The 18007-nt window shown below is 70.8% G+C and carries 14 protein-coding genes and 2 pseudogenes; 10 read left to right on the top strand and 6 right to left on the bottom strand.

The features are described 5' to 3' along the window. Nucleotides 1-82: 82 nt before the first annotated feature. Nucleotides 83-1051: a LysR family transcriptional regulator gene (locus ABZS51_RS00330; RefSeq protein WP_355434160.1), complete on the bottom strand. Its 969-nt coding sequence runs from the start codon at nt 1049-1051 to the stop codon at nt 83-85. A gap of 123 nt (nt 1052-1174) precedes the next feature. Between ABZS51_RS00330 and ABZS51_RS00325 the strand changes: the two genes are divergently transcribed. After that, on the top strand, nt 1175-2416 hold the full coding sequence (locus ABZS51_RS00325) for an MFS transporter (protein ID WP_355434157.1): 1242 nt from the start codon (nt 1175-1177) through the stop codon (nt 2414-2416). A gap of 2 nt (nt 2417-2418) precedes the next feature. After that, nucleotides 2419-2604 (top strand): annotated as a pseudogene (locus tag ABZS51_RS00320) (leucine zipper domain-containing protein); the annotation flags it as partial. On the opposite strand, the gene ABZS51_RS00315 reads toward ABZS51_RS00320, so the two are convergent. After that, nucleotides 2544-2783 (bottom strand): hypothetical protein, encoded by a 240-nt coding sequence (locus tag ABZS51_RS00315; RefSeq protein WP_355434874.1) that lies wholly within the window; start codon nt 2781-2783, stop codon nt 2544-2546. The pseudogene ABZS51_RS00320 and the gene ABZS51_RS00315 sit on opposite strands and share 61 nt — an antisense overlap. A 232-nt stretch (nt 2784-3015) precedes the next feature. On the opposite strand from ABZS51_RS00315, the gene ABZS51_RS00310 reads away from it, so the two are divergent. The 3 genes and pseudogenes from ABZS51_RS00310 to ABZS51_RS00300 all read left to right on the top strand — a co-directional run. Continuing rightward, nucleotides 3016-3306 (top strand): DUF4244 domain-containing protein, encoded by a 291-nt coding sequence (locus ABZS51_RS00310; protein WP_355434154.1) that lies wholly within the window; start codon nt 3016-3018, stop codon nt 3304-3306. 56 nt (nt 3307-3362) lie between these two features. After that, entirely contained in the window at nt 3363-3683 is a 321-nt protein-coding gene (locus ABZS51_RS00305) for a TadE family type IV pilus minor pilin (protein ID WP_355434151.1), read from the top strand. A gap of 411 nt (nt 3684-4094) precedes the next feature. Further along, a pseudogene (locus tag ABZS51_RS00300) lies at nt 4095-4451 on the top strand (Rv3654c family TadE-like protein); the annotation flags it as partial. Between the two features lie 262 nt (nt 4452-4713). On the opposite strand, the gene ABZS51_RS00295 reads toward ABZS51_RS00300, so the two are convergent. Then, nucleotides 4714-7047 carry a DEAD/DEAH box helicase gene (locus ABZS51_RS00295; RefSeq protein WP_355434148.1) on the bottom strand — a complete coding sequence of 778 codons (2334 nt, stop codon included), beginning with the start codon at nt 7045-7047 and terminating at the stop codon, nt 4714-4716. Between the two features lie 409 nt (nt 7048-7456). Here ABZS51_RS00295 and ABZS51_RS00290 point away from each other — a divergent pair, with 409 nt between their 5' ends. The 5 genes from ABZS51_RS00290 (at nt 7457) to ABZS51_RS00270 (ending at nt 14974) form a co-directional block, all read left to right on the top strand. Beyond that, nucleotides 7457-7807: an STAS domain-containing protein gene (locus ABZS51_RS00290; protein WP_101786510.1), complete on the top strand. Its 351-nt coding sequence runs from the start codon at nt 7457-7459 to the stop codon at nt 7805-7807. Beyond that, nucleotides 7808-8239 (top strand): ATP-binding protein, encoded by a 432-nt coding sequence (locus tag ABZS51_RS00285; protein WP_310707317.1) that lies wholly within the window; start codon nt 7808-7810, stop codon nt 8237-8239. It abuts the gene before it with no gap. A gap of 923 nt (nt 8240-9162) precedes the next feature. Continuing rightward, nucleotides 9163-11445: a sodium-translocating pyrophosphatase gene (locus ABZS51_RS00280; protein ID WP_355434144.1), complete on the top strand. Its 2283-nt coding sequence runs from the start codon at nt 9163-9165 to the stop codon at nt 11443-11445. Between the two features lie 710 nt (nt 11446-12155). Next, nucleotides 12156-12623: a histidine phosphatase family protein gene (locus ABZS51_RS00275; protein ID WP_355434142.1), complete on the top strand. Its 468-nt coding sequence runs from the start codon at nt 12156-12158 to the stop codon at nt 12621-12623. A 140-nt stretch (nt 12624-12763) separates the two neighbouring features. After that, the gene (locus ABZS51_RS00270) at nt 12764-14974 is read left to right on the top strand and encodes an FUSC family protein (protein WP_355434141.1); all 2211 of its coding nucleotides are present in this window, start codon (nt 12764-12766) and stop codon (nt 14972-14974) included. A gap of 26 nt (nt 14975-15000) precedes the next feature. Here the strand turns inward: ABZS51_RS00270 and serB are convergent, their stop codons facing one another. The 3 genes from serB to ABZS51_RS00255 form a co-directional block, all read right to left on the bottom strand. Further along, on the bottom strand, nt 15001-16218 hold the full coding sequence (serB, locus tag ABZS51_RS00265) for a phosphoserine phosphatase SerB (RefSeq protein WP_310707313.1): 1218 nt from the start codon (nt 16216-16218) through the stop codon (nt 15001-15003). 98 nt (nt 16219-16316) lie between these two features. Then, a complete protein-coding gene (locus ABZS51_RS00260; RefSeq protein WP_355434138.1) occupies nt 16317-17327 on the bottom strand; it encodes an S-adenosylmethionine:tRNA ribosyltransferase-isomerase in 1011 nt (336 codons plus the stop codon). Then, a complete protein-coding gene (locus ABZS51_RS00255) occupies nt 17324-17980 on the bottom strand; it encodes an SDR family oxidoreductase (protein WP_310707311.1) in 657 nt (218 codons plus the stop codon). The genes ABZS51_RS00260 and ABZS51_RS00255 overlap by 4 nt, the downstream gene beginning before the upstream one ends. Nucleotides 17981-18007: the final 27 nt, after the last annotated feature.

Genomic DNA, 18007 nt, shown 5'->3' with positions numbered 1-18007 from the left:
GCCGTCCGGCACGACTCTCAACGCCGGGTGTGCGCAACGTCCCCATCGTTACAACGCGGCGTTGCCCAAGGGCGCGGCGTTGTTACAACGCGGCGTTGCCCAAGGGCGCGGCGTTGTTGCGGCGCGGCGTTACCCAAGAGGGAAGCCAGGCCGTCTCGGGCAGGGTTGCCAGGCTTCGGAAGTAGTCGATGATCGCCCGAAGTCCAGGGTGTGGATTCGTCCTGGGGAAGATGAGCGATTGCGGGTAGGCGATCGTAGGGTTCACGACCGGGATGCGGCGTAGGTCGTAGCTCGTCGGCCACACAAGGCGGTCGCGGGAGCCGACCAGGGTGGCCACGTCCGCGGATTCCGCGAGGGTGTCGAGGAGTGCTTCGACGCCGAAGTTGGGGCCTGCCCCGTCGATGCGGAGGTCGAAGGCAGCGGCGAGCTGGTCGTAGAACTCCGCCCATTCGCTCCGTGGTGCGATACCGGGCACCCAGATCCGATGCCGGCGCAGCCGGGTTGGTGTCAGCGTTCGCGCGGAGGCAAGCGGATGTCTCGGGCCCACGAGGAGCTCCAGAGGGAAGTCCAGTACATGGATCATTTCGACGTCGCTTGGCAGCGTGGCCGGGTCGGTGACGGTGCGGAACGAGGCGTCGATATCGCCCGCTCGGATAGCGGCAACCGCCACGTGTGGGTCGCCGGCTTTCAAGGTCACCACGTCGAGGTCGGTTTCGGGATGCGACCGCCAGTAGTCGTGGAGGACGATGGCCTGTCCGCTCCGAAAACCGAGGACGTCGATCCGCAGAGCCCGTGAGTTCGGCCTGATCGCGGTCATGGCGCGCTCGACACCCACGACGATGCTCCGTGCGTGCGGGAGGAACGCCTGGCCGTCGAGCGTCAGTTCGACCCCTCGAGCGGTACGGGTGAACAGGCGGACCTCCAGCTCGCGCTCAAGAGCGGCGATCCGCTTCGAGACCGCCTGCTGTGTCACGCCCAGCTCGTCGGCCGCATGTTGAAACTGTCCGAGCTCGGCCGCCCGGACGAAGGATCGCACCGCTTCCATATCCATCGCATCAGCATATGCACGCCCAACTAACAGTTGTGGCTCACCGAGAATCGGTTGTTTGATCCCGCTGCAGTGCGACTGGTGTGATTCAGGCAGCCAAACATTCGGTTGTCGCTAAGGAGTCACGTGCGCGTGAGATTGGGGCCCGGCTTCGGGTGGCTGTGGTCGGCCTACGCCGTCAGCACATACGGCACGTGGATCGCTTTCGGGGCGTTCTCGCTCATCGCGGTTCGGGTCCTGCATTCTTCGGCATTCGCCGTCTCGCTCCTCGATGCCGCCGGACTTGCGGTCGCGGCGCTCGTTGCCGTCCCGCTCGGGCCGTGGGTCGAGCATCGGGCCAAGCGCCCGGTGATGATCGCGATGGACCTGGCCCGCTTCCTCGCCATGGCGAGCGTCCCGATCACATACCTCCTCGGCTTACTGTCCTACGGCCAGCTGCTTGTCGTGTCGGTCATCGCCGGAACGGCGAGCATCGCCTTCACCGCCGCCTCCGGCGCCTACCTGAAACACCTCGTTCGCAGCGACCATCTCCTCGTCGCGAACGGCAGATTCGAGGGCACGGCGTGGGTGGCGACCGCGGCAGGACCGCCTCTCGGTGGGGCGCTCATCGGGCTGCTCGGCCCGATGATCACGGTTGCGGCGGACGCCCTCAGCTACCTGCTGTCCGCGCTCGGAGTGCTTCGCATCCGTGGAGGCGACGTCGCGGCACCTCGCGATCCGGCCACCAGATTGCGGGGAGCCGACCTTCTCAACGGCTGGCGGTTCATCCTCCACGACCGCGTACTGCGACGTCTGTTCCTCAACTCCGTGACCGTCGGCGGTCTGATCATGGCCACCGTCCCGCTCCTGTCCGTCCTCCTGCTGGGCCAGTACCACTTCCTGGCCTGGCAGTACGGTCTCGCCTTCGGGGTTCCCGCGATCGGCGGCTTCGTCGGCGCCCGCCTCTCCGCGCGCCTCGTCGCCCGCCACGGCCGGTACCGAGTCATGACCGTCTCCGGCTGGCTGCGATCCGTCTTCCCGCTCGGCCTCGCCTTCACCCAGCCGGGCATCCCCGGACTCCTCACGGTCATCGTCGTCGAGGGTCTGCTGATCACCTGTATGGGCGTCTTCAACCCCATCTACGCGACAGAACGCCTGCAACGCACTCCAGCCGATCACACCGCGCAAGTTCTCAGCGCATGGAGCATCAGCAGCAAACTCGCTCAGGCGGCCCTCATGGCGATCTGGGGCGTCCTCGCGACACTCACCAGTCCGCTCATCGCGATCACCATCTCCGGCGTTCTCCTGCTTGCGACTCCGCTCTTGCTGCCCAAGGAAACACACATGCCTGATCCTGCGGTTGCCGCGCCGGCCGAAGACGTCCGGTAGGCATGACGCATCGCAACGCTCATCCCGAAGGACGACGTCGGCCAGTCGAGAGATGTCGCACCCGTCCATCGCCCACGTCGCAGCGGAGGTGGGCATCTCCCGCCACCGCGGCGAAGTGGGTGAATCGCTACCGCCGACATGGCGAGCTCGGGCTGCTCGATCGCTTTTCGGCCCCGCACCGGCAACCGATGCAGGCGAGCAGGCTCTGGGTGCCGAGCAGGATGATCGAGGCGACCATCGCGAACGCGGCTCCCTGGGTGACGACGCCCACCACCCCTCGCAAGTCGGGCCACCAGCAGGTCTGAGCCGACAGCAGCACCATCTGCGCCTGCCGCCAGGTCGCCACCGACTCAGCCCGTCGCCGCACGATCCGCGACAGACGACCTGCATCCACGGCCCCCGCCCAAGCGTCATCCCTCCCGGCCTCCACCTCCGCGGATCGTTCGGATCTCTACGCCCGCGATCGGCCCGCATCCACAGGGAACCCCGCCCACCCCGCGGTATCCACAGAACGCCATTCGGCGGATCGGCCACCCACCCCGTCCCGCAACGCTTGGTCCGCAACGCCGGATCGCCCCGGCACCGAGCCACCTGGAGGCATGATGCGCGACCCCCTTACCTTCCGAGAGACCGCTGTTACGGCGACCGCGGAGCCCTTCACCACTCCTCCGGCGGGCGCGGAAGAGCGCCGCCGTGCCGGTCAGTGGATCGCCACGTGGGCGCGCTACGGGGCGGCCAACCGCGACCGAGGCATGTCCACAGCCGAATACGCCGTTGGCACCATCGCGGCCTGCGCCTTCGCGGCGTTGCTGTTCAAGGTCGTGAGCAGCCCGGAGGTTCAGGAGATGCTGAAGGCACTCATCGACCGCGCCCTCAAGACCACCACATGACCTTGAGCCGGAGGTCCGCCGCGTGGCGCGCCGGGCGATCAGGGTCCAGAGGTTCGGTGACGGCAGAGACGGCCGCCGTCCTCCCCGCTCTGATGGTCGTGCTCGCCGCCGCTCTGTGGACGGTCCAGGCCGTCGGAGCCCAGCTCGAATGCGTGGACGCGGCCCGCGTGGGAGCGCGGGCCGCCGCCCGCGGAGAGCCCTTGGACCAGGTACGCGAACTGGTCAGGTCGGCGACCCGCTCGGACGCCCAGGTGGAGGTGAGGCGAGGCCCGGAACGTACACACGTGAAGGTCGCTGTGGACGTGCGCCCAGCAGGGGGCGCGGCCTTCCCCGCGATACGTGTGTCGGCCTCCGCCTCGGCTGCCACCGAGAACTGAACCAATGGGCCGGCAGAAGCCGGCATCGCAGGAGCCGGCAAAGGAACCGCACACGTCCCTGCCCCGACACGGGCACATTCCCACCGCCGCGATGAACCGTACGAACGCGACGACCACGAACGCACGAAGACAAAGGCGAAGACGACAAAGGCGAAGACGACGAAGGCGAGGAACCGGCGAAGGGCAGGCGAAGGGCAGGAGACACCAGCGAACACACATCGGCTCTCCAGAGGCTGGAGACCGGCAATCCACGAGCGCGAGCCATCGACACCAGCACGTCACTGAGAGACCCGCTGTCCGACCTGCCGACATTGTTGCGCAGCCGACGCAACAGGGCAGCAGAGCAACAGAGCCGCACACGCAACATACGCAATAGACGCAACTAAAGAGACTGGCCGAGAAAGGTCTGAAGTGTCGTCTACCGTTCCTCCAGGCCGACGCCCCCACGGACGCGACCGAGGCTCGGCGACCTTGTGGGGCGTCGCGCTCATGGGGATCTTGATGGTGGTCGCCGTGGCACTGGCCACCGTGGCGTCCGCGCGAGTGGCCCGCCACCGCGTCAACGCCGCAGCGGACCTGAGTGCTCTGGCGGCGGCCCGGCTGGCGATCGCGGACCCGGGCGAGGCGTGCCGAGCAGCGGCCGCCGTGGCAGCAGAGAACGGCACGAAGCTGGTCAGATGCCAAGTGAGCGACGAGATCGCCGACGTCTGGACATCCCTTACGGCCCGGTTCCCGTTCGTAGGGACCCGATCACTGACGGGTCGCTCCCGTGCGGGCCCGCGACGTGCCGGCCAGCCCGTTGACCAGGGTTCAGGCGATGACTGGGACGGTTCATCCCCAGCCACGCGAGCGCGACGAACCCTGATCGGATCCCCGGCCGACTTCCACGCCTCAGACCCGGCGATCAGGAGGAACAGCGGCACGATCAGTGACTTCAAGAAGGCTCGCCGCCGGCATCTCGCGCCAACACACCCGCGCAGGCCACTACCGGTCGCCCGCGTCGAACACCCCGCGTCGAACAACCCCGCGGTCAGTTCGGCGACGTGCCCAGGAGGGTGTCCAGGAGACGGATGGCGCCGCGCTTGTCCAGGGGTTCGTTGCCGTTGCCGCACTTGGGGGACTGGATGCAGGAAGGGCAGCCGCGTTCGCATTCGCAGGAGGCGATCGCCTCACGGGTCGCCGTCAGCCAGTCGGCTGCCCGGGCGTACCCGCGCTCGGCGAAGCCCGCGCCTCCTTCGTGGCCGTCGTACACGAACACGGTCAGCAGGCCCGTGTCGGCGTGCAGTTCCGTGGAGACGCCGCCGATGTCCCAGCGGTCGCAGGTGGCGAACAGGGGCAGCAGGCCGATGGAAGCGTGCTCAGCGGCGTGGGCGGCGCCGCCGAGGTCGATGCCGTCCTCGGCCAGCGGTACCAGCTCCGAGGCGGGGAGCGTCCACCACACCGCCCTGGTGCGGAGGGTGCGCGGCGGAAGGTCGAGGGGCTCGTCGCCGAGCATCTCGCCGGACTGGAGACGTCGTTTGAGGTACGAGACGACCTGCCGGGTCACCTCGACCTCTCCGAAGTGGAGTTCGCCCCGCCCCAGGGCGTGCGAGCGAAGGGAGGACAGTACGGAAATCTCGGTGACATCCCGGGCGAACGTTGTGTAGTCCGGCTCGCTGCTGCTGACCAGGGCCACCCCGGCTTCGAGGTCGAGCAGTTCGACCAGGAACGTCTCGCCCTGGTGCAGGTACACCGCGCCCGTGTGGACGGTGGTGTGCGCCGACGGCTCGTCGACGCTGCCGAGGAGGCGGCCGGTGGACGACTCGACCACCTGGATCGGGGCGCCGCCCGAGCCTCTGATGTCGGCCAGGTCGGTGGCCCTCTCCCGCCGGGTCCAGAACCACCCGGTGGGGCGCCGCCGCAGGAGGCCCTGGGTCACCAGGTCGTCGAGGAGTTCCGGCGCGGTGGGTCCGAAGATGGGCAGGTCATCCTCGCTCAGCGGGATCTCCGCGGCCGCGGCGCAGAGATGCGGGCCGAGGACGTACGGGTTGTCGGGGTCGAGCACGATGGCCTCGACGGGCCGGCCGAAGAGCGCGTCCGGATGGTGCACCAGGTACGTGTCGAGCGGGTCGTCCCGGGCGATGAGGACGGCCAGCGCGTCCTGCCCGTCGCGTCCGGCTCGGCCCGCCTGCTGCCAGAGGGAGGCGCGGGTGCCGGGCCAGCCGGCGATCAGTACGGCATCGAGCCCGGAGACGTCGACGCCGAGCTCGAGGGCGTTCGTGGTGGCCAGACCCATGAGGGAGCCCGAGCGGAGCGCCTTCTCCAGCTGGCGGCGGTCCTCGGCGAGGTATCCGGCCCGGTAGGCGGCCACCTTGTCCGGGAGATCGGCCGAGTCGGACTCGTCGTCGGGGAGCGGCCAGGAACCCGGCGGGAGCGAGGTGGGGGCGCCCGCCGGGTCTTGCCGGTCGGGGAGCTCGTTGTGCAGGTGACGGGGGCTCACGGGGTGGTGGCCGGCCTGGAGCTGCGGCTTGGTGGAGTGCTGGGAGTCCGGGCGGAGATGTGGCTCAGTGAGAGTCGTGAGGTGAGGATCGTTGTTGTGGGTGGGGTACGGGGTTGAGGGGCGGGGGCGGTGGGCGTGGGTGGAGAGGGAGAAGGCGACGTCGGCGAGCTTGGCGCGGGCCGTCAGCGCGACCGTCTCAGCGCCGCGCCGCGAGCGGACGAAGGCCAGTGTCCGGACGTCGGCCAGGACGAGGTCGGCCAGCAGATCGGCGGCCTCGGCCGTCGCCGTGCGGCGCACCGGAGCGCCGCCCTCACCGCGCAGGTCTGTCAGGGGCGGTTCCCACAGGGCGAACGTGGTCGCACCCTTGGGGGAGGCGTCCTCGGTCACCTCGTCCATCTCCAGCCCCGTCAGCCGCCTGGCGAACGCCCCCGGCTCGCTGGCCGTCGCCGAGGCCAGCAGGAACACCGGATGCGACCCGTACCGGGCGCAGACCCGCCGCAGGCGGCGCAGGATCTGGGCCACGTGCGAGCCGAACACCCCCCGATAACCGTGGCACTCGTCCACCACCACGAGGCGGAGCCGGCGGAAGAACGAGGACCACTGGGCGTGCCGAGGAAGGATGCCGCGATGCAGCATGTCCGGGTTTGTCAAGACATAGTTGGCGTGCTGGCGTACCCATGTGCGCTCCTCGAACGGCGTGTCACCGTCGAACGTCGCCGCCCGCACCTGCGCGATGCGCAGCTCCCGCAGCCCGCGGAGCTGGTCGGCGGCCAGCGCCTTGGTCGGCGTCAGATACAGGACCGTGCCTCCGTCGAGACAGGAGGAGACCGCCGGGGTCAGGTACGCCAGCGACTTGCCCGAGGCCGTGCCCGTGGAAATGATCACGTTTCGGCCACGATGGGCCAGATCGGCGGCTTCGTACTGATGGGGCCACATGCCGGTGATGCCGCGGTTCGCCAAGCGCGTAACCAGGAGTTCCGGCGCCCATTTCGGCCATCTGGCTTGACCGGCCTGACGTGCTGGAACATGCTCCACATGGGTGACACGCTCGTGACGTGCGGGAACGCCGAGCAGGTGCCGCAGGAGTGGACCTGGCCGGTGTGGGGAGGAAGCGGTGGAAGTCACTGTTTCCAGTCTGCATCCGTGGGCAAAGTCGTCGGGAATCGTGATTTCGTGTAGACACAAGCGAGACGCATGGTTGAATGCCGCGCGTCAGGGTCGGTCGGCCGGGCGGCTAAGCTCCGGACGACCAGGCTCATAAGGGTACTTTCGCAGGCGAGGCGCTGGAGGATCTGTGGATCTGAAGTTGGATCACCGCACCGAAGACGGACTCACCATCGTTGAGGTCGAGGGTGAGATCGATGTCTACACCGCGCCGAGATTGCGTGAGCTCCTCATCGATCTGGTGAACAAGGGTAACTTCCACCTTCTCGTGAACATGGAGAAGGTTGACTTCCTGGACTCGACCGGCCTTGGTGTGCTGGTCGGGGGGCTCAAGCGGGTTCGGGCGCACGACGGCTCATTGGAGCTGGTCTGCACGCAGGAGCGCATCCTCAAGATCTTCCGGATCACCGGTCTGACCAAGGTCTTCGGGATCTATGCTTCTGTCGACGAAGCCAAGGAAGCTCACGGCAAAGACAAGTAGATGGCCACTGTCGAGCTGACGTTCAGTGCCCTCCCCGCACACGTGCGGACCGCCCGGCTGGTGGCCACGGCGATCGCCCGGCGCACCGGCGTGGAGGAGTCGCTGCTGGACGAGGTCAGGCTCGCCGTGGGTGAAGCGTGCTCTCGGGCGGTGGAGGCCCACCGTGCCCACTGCCCGGGCGAGCCCATCCGCATCGAGCTACGTGACGACTCCGGACGTTTCGAGGTAACAGTAAGCGACCAGGCCCCCAGTGACGAGATCAAGCCGGAGCAACCCCTGGATCTGGGGATGCTCTCCGACTCGTTCACGACGGGTTTCGGCATCGCGGTCATCGCGGGCCTGGCCGACGATGTCGAGGTTTTTCCCAGTCCCAAGGGCATGCGCATCCGCATGAGCTGGCCCGCCGCTCCCAACGGCCGCCTTCCCGTGTAGATCCCCTTTCTGTTCTGGCGCTTGCGCGGCTCCCGGCGCGTGCGCGGCGACCCGTTGACGACGGCCGCCAAGCACGTCCGGGGCGCACGCGGCGGGTATCGCGCCGTGGGGTGATGGTGCCTTGGGTGATGGTCCCGTGCGTGGCGATGCGTGCCTTTCCGCCTGACGTCCATCCTTTGGTTCCGCCTGACGTCCGTCCTTTGTTTCCGTCTGACGTCCATTCTTTACGGCAAAGCACGGTGGGCCCCACCCGCCGACCGGGGTCAGGCTCTGTCCAGGGGCACGCTCCTCCAGCGGCGCGGGTCGATCGCCGCCACGCGCGCACCGAACGCGAGGCTTCCGCGTGCCGTGGTCCCGGAGCTTCTACGCGCGCATCGAACGCGAGGCTTCCGCGTGCCGCGGTCCCGGGGCTTCTACGCGCGCATCGAACGCGAGGCTTCCGCGTGCCGTGGTCCCGAGAGGTGCCGGTAGACCCGCATCCCCGTGGCTTTCGTACGCCGTGGACCCCGGGCATGCCGGCCATTCATGGCCCCGTGGCTTCCGTACGCCTGTCTCGCCCGTGCCCTGACATCCACGGTGTGGCCTGAGGGAGATCCGGTGGTCAGGAGGCTGCTGGGGCTGGTGGGTCTTTCGGGCGTGTCGTTATCTCTTGTTGTCAGGGCCGTAAACCGCCGGAAATTTGCCGTGTCAGATCCCAAATCGCCCCGCTGTCAGCGGTTTACTGGACGCGCGCACAATTAACCGGCTGCAGAGCCTTCATATCCTGGCAGACGCTGCGTAGACTCCCGGCACCGGCCAAGGTGATCCGGCGGAACTGCGGACTCAACCGGAAGCGGCACCCACAACCCGGATGGTGCCGCACCGCCAGCCGACGTTCGCAGCACCGCCCGGGCAGGACGACCGGTCTTGCCGAGGAGAACCCGATGTTTAGGCACGTGCTGGCCGCCGAGCCAGCGTCCAATCTGGCCCTGAACGGTAACAATCTCACCATCGTGATCGTGGTCGCCGCGATCGCACTGATCGCTCTGGCCGTCGCGGGCGGCCTGGTGCGCGAGGTGTTGCGCGCTGACCAGGGTACCGAGCGCATGCAGGACATCGCCCGAGCCGTGCAGGAAGGCGCCGCCGCCTATCTGACGCGGCAGTTCCGCACGCTGGCGATCTTCGTTGTCGTGATTCCCTTCCTGCTGCTTCTGCTGCCGGGCGAGACCGATGTCCGCATCGGCCGCTCCATCTTCTTCGTGGTCGGCGCGGTGTTCTCCGCGTTGACCGGGTTCATGGGCATGTGGCTGGCCGTGCGCGGAAACGTGCGCGTCGCCGCCGCGGCCCGTGACTCGGGCGAGAAGCGCGCCATGCGCATCGCCTTCCGCACCGGTGGCGTGGCGGGCATGTTCACCGTCGGGCTCGGCCTGCTGGGCGCGGCCGTCGTCGTCTTCCTCTACCAGGGGGACGCGCCGGGCGTGCTCGAAGGGTTCGGCTTCGGCGCGGCGCTGCTCGCCATGTTCATGCGTGTCGGCGGCGGCATCTTCACCAAGGCCGCCGACGTCGGCGCCGACCTGGTCGGCAAGGTCGAGCAGGGCATCCCGGAGGACGACCCGCGCAACGCCGCGACCATCGCCGACAACGTGGGCGACAACGTCGGCGACTGCGCCGGCATGGCCGCCGACCTGTTCGAGTCGTACGCGGTCATGCTGGTCGCCAGCCTGATCCTCGGCAAGGTGGCCTTCGGCGAGCAGGGGCTGATCTTCCCGCTCATCGTCCCGATGATCGGGGTGGTCACCGCCATCATCGGCATCTTCGTGACCGGCATGCGCGACCGCGACCGCAGCGGCATGTCCGCCATCAACCGCAGCTTCTTCATCTCCGCCGCCATCTCCGCGGTGCTGGTCGCGGCCGCCGCGTTCTGGTACCTGCCGGACAGCTTCAGCGGCCTGAGCGGCTCGGCCGTGAAGTCCGACGCGGACCCGAGGCTGATCGCCATCGGCGCGGTGCTCATCGGCCTGGTCCTGGCCAGCGCCATCCAGCTCCTGACCGGCTACTTCACCGAGACGAACCGCCGCCCGGTCCGGGAGATCGGCGAGAGCTCGGCCACCGGCCCCGCCACCGTCATCCTGGCCGGCATCAGCGTCGGCCTGGAGTCGGCCGTCTACTCCGCGCTGATCATCGCGGGCGCGGTCTACGGCGCGTTCCTGCTGGGCTTCGGGAACGTGACGATCGCGCTGTTCGCGGTGGCGCTGGCCGGCACCGGCCTGCTCACCACGGTCGGCGTCATCGTGTCCATGGACACCTTCGGCCCGGTCTCCGACAACGCGCAGGGCATCGCCGAGATGTCCGGGGACGTCGAGGGCGAGGGCGCCCGGGTGCTGACCAGCCTCGACGCCGTCGGCAACACCACCAAGGCCATCACCAAGGGCATCGCGATCGCCACGGCCGTGCTCGCGGCGACCGCGCTGTTCGGCGCGTTCCGCACGGCGGTGGAGTCGCAGCTCGCCCAGGCCACCTCGTTCAGCCTCAGCATCGACCAGCCGAACGTACTGGTCGGGCTCATCATCGGCGCGGCGGTGGTGTTCCTCTTCGCCGGCCTGGCGATCATGGCGGTCGGGCGGGCCGCCATGCGCGTGGTGTTCGAGGTGCGCGACCAGTTCCGCAACAACCCGGGCATCATGGACGGCTCCGTGAAGCCCGAGTACGGGCGCGTGGTCGACATCTGCACCCGTGACTCGCTGCGCGAGCTGGCCACCCCGGGTCTGCTGGCGGTCATGACGCCGATCGCGGTGGGCTTCGCGCTCGGGTACGCGCCGCTGGGCGCGTTCCTGGCCGGCGCGATCGCCTGCGGCACGCTGATGGCGGTGTTCCTGGCCAACTCCGGTGGCGCCTGGGACAACGCGAAGAAGCTGGTCGAGGACGGTCACCACGGCGGCAAGGGCTCCGAGGCCCACGCCGCGACCGTCATCGGCGACACGGTGGGCGACCCGTTCAAGGACACCGCCGGTCCGGCCATCAACCCGCTGATCAAGGTGATGAACCTCGTCGCCCTGCTGGTGGCGCCCGCCGTGGTGCTGTACGCGGGCAACACCGTCCTCCGGGTCGGGGTCACGGTGTTCGCGGTGGCGGTGGTGGTCGCGGCCATCGTCGTCTCCAAGCGGCGCTCGGTCGCCAGCGAGCCGGCCAACAACAACAACCGGGAGCACACCCCGGTCGCGTCGTAGGCCCGACACCCTCGCAGTCTGCACGTGCCCGTCCTTCCCAGTGTGGGGAGGGCGGGCGCTCGCGTTCCGGGACGAGGGCTTCTCTGCTTCCACGGCGCCGGGGAGAGACGTCCACGGCGGCCCCGGGTGAGAGACGTCTGCGGCGGCCCTGGGGGAGACATGTCTGCGGCGGCCCCGGGTGAGGAGCGGCTGCGGCGGCCGCGGAGGGGGCGGGTCTGGAGGCTCGGGCGGGAGGAAGGTGTGGTGGTACACGGTGATGTCAGGTGTGGTGGTGCACGGTGGTGGCGGTGTGGCGGCGCGCTGATGAGATCGGTGTGGCCGTGGTCCGTGGGGGCGGATGTGCGGGCGGCCATGGGGAGCCGGTGCTGCGGCGCGGTAAGGCAGGCGTGGTGGCGTGGGCGAGCCGGGTGGGGAGGCCGGCGGGGTGGCGTGAGCGAGCCGGGCGTGGGAAGGCCGGCCGGGTGGCGTGGGCGAGCCGGGCGTGGGGAGGCCGGCGGGGTGGTCGCAGGGAGGAGAGGCGGGGGTTGTGGTGGCGGGCCGGGTGATCGGACCCGTACGGGACACCTGACCGCCCCGGTGGGAAACTGTGCGGATGGACGACAAGCGGCCCACCGGTGGAAAGACGCTGGCCCTCATCCTGATCGCGATGCTCGTGATTCTGGCCGTCATCGTGGCCATGGGCGTGTGGGCGTCGAGGGGAGTGTGATCGGATGCCCACGCTGATCGTGCTCCGTCACGCCAAGGCCGCGCAGGTGCCCGGGCTGAGTGACCGCGAGCGGCCGCTGACCGAACGGGGCGAGCGCGACGCCGGGCGCGCCGGTGACGAGGTGCGGGACATGGGGCTCGTCCCCGACCTGGTCCTGTGCTCGCCGGCCGAGCGCACCAGGCGCACCGCCGAGCTTGCGTTCCCCGACGTCGAGGTGAGCTACGAGCGCGATATCTACGAGGCGTACCCGGACGAGCTGCTGGAGCTGGTCAGGAGGACCGGCCCGGAGGTGGGCACGCTCGTCCTGTGCGGGCACAACCCGGGGGTGCACGAGTTGGCGCTCGGGCTGGCGGGCGGAGACTACGGGTTCCGGCCGGGGTCGTTCGCGGTGATCCGGACGGGTTCCTCCTGGGTAGACCTGTGCCCAGGGGAGGGACACCTGGTCTCGCGCTGGGATCCCAAGGAACACTGACCGGATCCCAGGGAACACTGACCGGATCCCAGGGAAGACCGACCAGGACGCGGGGAACTGACCGGATGCCGGGGAAGACCGACCAGGTCCCAGGGAAGACCCACCAGATCTGAAGGAAACACCGACCAGGGGCGACACGCATGCGGGGGGCCGCCAGAGCGTTGCGCGACGGGTTCGCGCTGCCGGCGCGCCCGCCGTGGAAGTACGGGCTGCTGTGCGGGGTGGCCGTGGCGTGGCCGTTGTTCGCCGGCGTGACCGCGGGACTGCCGCACAGCGGCGCGTTCGTGGCGCTCGGCGCCTACCTGACCGCGTTCGGCGACGCGTACGGCAAGCCGTACGCGCAGCGGGCCTGGAACCTGGTCGTCAAGCTCGTCCTGGTGGCGGCCGGGGCGTGGCTGGGGCTGTTCCTGGCGCCGTACCCGTGGTGGGGGGCCGTGGTGATCGGCCTGGTGGCGGCGGCCGGGCGGTGGAAGCTCGTCGGGACGCCGCCCGCGATCGCGGCGATCGTCGCCTTCTACCTGCACGGGCCGGTCGGGCTGGCGGGGCCGTTGGAGATGGCGCTGGGCGGGGCGGTGTTCGTGCTGCTGGCGATGGCGCCGTGGCCGGTGCGGCGGCTGGACCCGCTGCGCGACGCGCTCGGCGGGGCGCGGGAGGCGCTGGCCTCGCTGCTCGACGGCGTCGACCTGGACGAGGAGGCATGGGGCCGGCTCCGGGAGCGCGCCTCGAAGGCGCTGGAGGGGGCGGCCACGGCGTCGGCCTCGTTCCACGCGGGTGAGGACACCACGCGCTCCGCCGACGCGTACGTGCGGATGCTGCTGCGCGTCTTCGCCGAGACGGTGGCGCTGCGCCGGCTGCGCGTGGAAGCCGCGGCGGACCGGCGGGAGATCGACGAGGTCGTACGGGCCCTGACCGTGGCGCTGCGGACGAAGGCGCCGCAGGACGTGCAGGCGGCGCTGGACGCGGCGGCGCGCTTCGGCGAGCACGCGGGCGAGGTGCGGTCCCGCTCCGGCGCCGATCCGGCGTCGTTGCGGCGGGTCGCGGTGCTGGGTCAGGTGCGGCGCTGCCTCGACCGGCTCGTGGTGGCGGTGCGTGGGATCGGGGTGTTCGCCGCGCGGGGGATCCGGGTGCCGGCCATGCCTCCGAGGGTCTTGTGGAAGCCCGTGGTGTGGCGGCCCGTGGTGTGGAAACCCGTGCTGTGGCGGCCGGCGAGCCTGGAGAGGGCGTGGCGGCGGGGATGGCGTGGGGCGCGGCGGTGGGTGTCCCGCGCGCTCCGGGCGGCCTGGCGGGCGCTGGGGGCCGGTGGGGTGGCCGAGCACTCGGGGCGGCTGGGCATCGCGGTGACCGTGGCGATGGCGCTCATGATCGGCACGCACGAGGTGTACGGCAAGTGGTTCGTGATCACCGTGATGCTGGCCCTGCGGTCCACGTACGGCGACACGGTGGAGCGGGTGGTCCTGCGGGTGGCGGGCACCGTGCTGGGGGCGGCGGTCGCCGCGCTGATCCTGGCGGCGGTCCCGGGGCCGTACACGATCGCGGTCACCGTGCTCGTGTTCGCCACGGTCGGGTACGCGCTGCGGGAGGTGAGCTTCGGGTACTGGATGGTGTTCGCGACGCCGCTGGCCATGATGCTGGCAGACTTCTCGACCCGGCTCGACTGGCGGGCGGCCGGGGCCCGGCTGCTGCTGACCATGGCGGGCGGCCTGCTGGCGCTGGCGGCGGCGCGGCTGCTGTGGCCGCGCGGCGAGGGGGGACGGCTGCGCGGCCGTACCGCCGAGCTGCTGGAGGAGCACGCGTCGCTGGTGGACGCGCTGGCCGAGCGGGACCTCGACGCCGTGCTGGCGCGGGCGGACGCGGCGGGTCAGGCGGCCGACGAGCTGACCGCGTCCCTGGACAAGCTGGGCAAGGAGCCGGGCGGGCGGGTCCCGCCGGAGCTGCGCGAGGCGGTGAAGGCGGCCCGGAAGCTGCGGGACGACGCGCTGGTGGTGGCGTCCGTGCTGCGCGGCTCGCAGGTGGGCTCCGACGCCACCGTCGCCGTGCTGGACGCGGTGGCGGACCGGCTGGCGGCCGTGGCGGAGACCGTGCGCACCCGGGAGCCCGCCCCGGAGGCCGACGAGCTGGAGGCGCGCCTGGCCGAGCTGGCCGGGGAGGTCAGCTCCCTCATGGAGAAGGCCGTGGCGAAGGAGGCGGCCGAGGACGTGGCGGCCGAGGAGACGTCCGCGGTGCGCCGCCAGCTCCGGCTGACCGTGACGGCACACCCGGCGCTGCGCTCCCTCTGCTCCGACGCCCTCGAACTCGCCCGTAAGACCACAGAGGCCCTCGAACCGGCGCGCGAAAGGCCGGTCACCGCCTGAGAGAAGCCGCCGCCTGGACGGAGAAGTCAGCGGGTGAGTGCGGTGTCCTCGGCGTCGGCCGCCTCGACCTCGTCCCGGGAGATGCCGAGCAGGTACAGGATGGAGTCCAGGTACGGCGTGTTGACCGTCGTGTCGGCCGCCTGCCGCAGCACCGGCTTGGCGTTGAAGGCGATGCCCAGCCCGGCCGCCGCGATCATGTCCAGGTCGTTGGCGCCGTCGCCGATGGCCACGGTCTGGCTGATCGGCAGCCCGGCCTCCCGCGCGAACCGTTCGAGCGCCCTGGCCTTGCCCGGCCGGTCGACGATCTCGCCGGCGACCCGGCCGGTGAGCCGGCCGTCGACGATCTCCAGGAGGTTGGCCGCGGAGTAGTCGATGCCGAGGTCCTCGACGAGCGCGTCGGTGATCTGGGTGAAGCCGCCGCTGACGATGGCGAAGCGGTAGTCGAGCCGCTTGAGCGTGCGGACGAGCGTGCGCGCGCCGGGAGTGAGCACGACCTCCTTGCGCACCAGCTCCAGCACGTCGGCCGGCAGCCCTTCGAGCAGGGCGACCCGGCGGCGCAACGACTCGGCGAAGTCCAGCTCGCCGCGCATGGCCTCCTCGGTGACCCGGGCCACCTCATCCAGGCAGCCCGCGTGGGCGGCGAGCAGCTCGATGACCTCGCCCTGGATGAGGGTCGAGTCGACGTCCATGACGATCAGCCGCTTGGCCCGCCGGGACAGGCCCGTGCGCTGCACGGCCACGTCGACCTGCTGGGCGGCGGCCTCGGCGGCCAGCTCGACGCGCAGCGCGTCGGGGTCGGCGCCGGAGACGGACAGCTCGATGCAGGTGACGGGCCACTGGGCGAGGCGCTCGATGCGGTCGATGTTGGCGCCCGCGGCGGCGATGCGGCCCGCGATGCCGGCGATCGCGGCGGGCTGGAGGGTGGCGCCGAGCACGCTGACCGACAGCCGGCCGCGGCGGCGCTTCTCCTTGGCCTGCGAGCCGGTGGAGAGCTCCACCTCCATGCCGAGGTCCTCGCCGATGCGCTCCACGGAGGTCCACAGGGCGCCCAGGGTGCTGCCCGTGCCGGTGGACGGCCCGCCCGCGTAGGCGACGAGAACGCCGAGGGTGAGCCGCCCCCGGATGACGACCTGCTCGATGTCGGAGACGGTGACCGGGAAGTTCGACAGCACGGAGAAGAGCCGGGAGGTGACGCCGGGCCGGTCCGGGCCGTTCAGGGTGATCAGGAGGGTCCGCTGGTCCACATCGAGTCACGCTACTGTGCCCGACGGGATGGTCGCGGACCAGGGTGGGTGTTCATGACTCGGATCACTCCACGAGCAGTCCCGTCGTTCACTCGTGTTCACTCTGCCAGCAGCAGGTGGGTGTCGCCGAACTCGTGCCACAGGTACCCCTCCCGCAGCGCCGCCTCGTACGCCCGGGCCAGCGGGCCGGTACCCGCGATGGCGGTCAGCATCATGAGGTGGCTGGACCGGGGCTCGTGCAGGCCCGTGAGGAGGCCGGTGACGGCGCGCACCCCGGTCTCGGGCGTCACGATGTGGCCGGTCCAGCCGGTGGAGGCGGCCACCTGCCCGTCCGCGTCCACGGCCGTCTCCAGGGCGCGCACCACGGTGGTGCCGGCCGCCACGACCCGGCCGCCGTTCCGCCGGGTGAGGTTCACCAGCCTCGCGGTGGGCGCCGGCACCTCGTACCTCTCGGCGTAGGGCGGCTCGTCCTTCTCGGGCGAGGCGACGCCCGTGTGCAGCGTGATGGGCGCGATGTGCACGCCGCGTGACACCAGCGCCGTCACCACCGCGGCGCTGAACGGCCGGCCCGCGCTCGGCATCTCGGCGCTGCCCGGCACGGTGGCGAACACGGTCTGGTAGGCGTCGATCGGCCAGTCCCTGGCCACGTAGGAGTAGCGGATCGGCGTCCCGTGCTCGCGCAGGTACGCCTCCACGTCGCGGTCGAGGCGGGCCCGCCACAGCCGTGGCGTCTCCCGGCCGAGCAGCCGCAGGGTGGCGCCGCCGGGGAGCGGCAGCCACTCGCCGGGCTCCCCTCCGGCGTACGGCTCGGAGGCGGCGCTCGTACGGCGGCGCAGCTCGACCAGCCACGTGCCGTCCTCGCGGGCGGTGGAGAAGTGGACGGCGAGCCGGTCGAGCCGGACGGCGGCGGGCAGCGTCGCCGAGTTGTTGACCACGACGAGGTCGCCCGGCGCGAGGAGCGCGGGCAGGTCCGTGAACCGGTGGTGGGCGGGCTGCTCGTCGCCGCGGGAGACGAGCAGGCGTACCCCGTCGCGGGGCAGCCCCCTGGCCTCGGGCGGCTCGTGCGCGGACAGGGCGTCGGGGAGGGCGAAGTCCAGTGCGGCGGTCATTGGAGGCTCACCCGTCCGGCGGCGGGCCGGGCCTTGACGAGGTCGTGGAGGGCGGCGGCGACCTTCGCGGGGTCGGCGGCGCCGGCGGCCTCCTGCTCGCCCACGGCGTCGGCGAGCATCCGGGTGTTCATCTCGCCGGGGTCCACCCACCAGACCGCGACCTCGTCCTCCTCGGCGGCCAGCACGTTCGAGAGCTGCTCCAGCGCGGCCTTGGTGGCGCCGTAGCCGCCCCAGCCGGGGTAGGCGCCCGTGGCGGCGTCGGAGGTGACGTTGACGATCGCGCCGCGCCGCCGGCGCAGCGCGGGGAGCGTGGCCTGGACGAGCGCGAGCGGCGCGGTCACGTTGGTCTCCAGCAGCGCCTTGAACGCCTCCAGCGGGTACGAGGCCAGCGGCGGCAGCGGCGTCACGCCGAGGTCACTGGCGTTGTTGACCAGCAGGTCCAGCTCCGGTACGGCCAGCGACAGCCGCTCGACGTGGGCCGGGTCGGTCACGTCGCCGGGGACGGCCGTGGCGCCCAGCTCGGCGGCGACCCGGTCGAGGTCGTCCCTGCCGCGGGCGGTGAGGACGAGGTCCCAGCCCGACTCCGCCAGCGACCGGGCGAGGGCGAGGCCGAGGCCGCGGGAGGCGCCGGTGATCAGTGCGGTGTTCGTCATGTCTCGACGGTAGGAAAACGGCGTCCC

It is taken from the genome of Nonomuraea sp. NPDC005501, assembly GCF_040605905.1.
Classification (GTDB): Bacteria; Actinomycetota; Actinomycetes; order Streptosporangiales; family Streptosporangiaceae; genus Nonomuraea.
The sequence above is the reverse complement of the archived record's forward strand: the minus strand, read 5'-3'. Positions and strand labels throughout refer to the sequence as shown.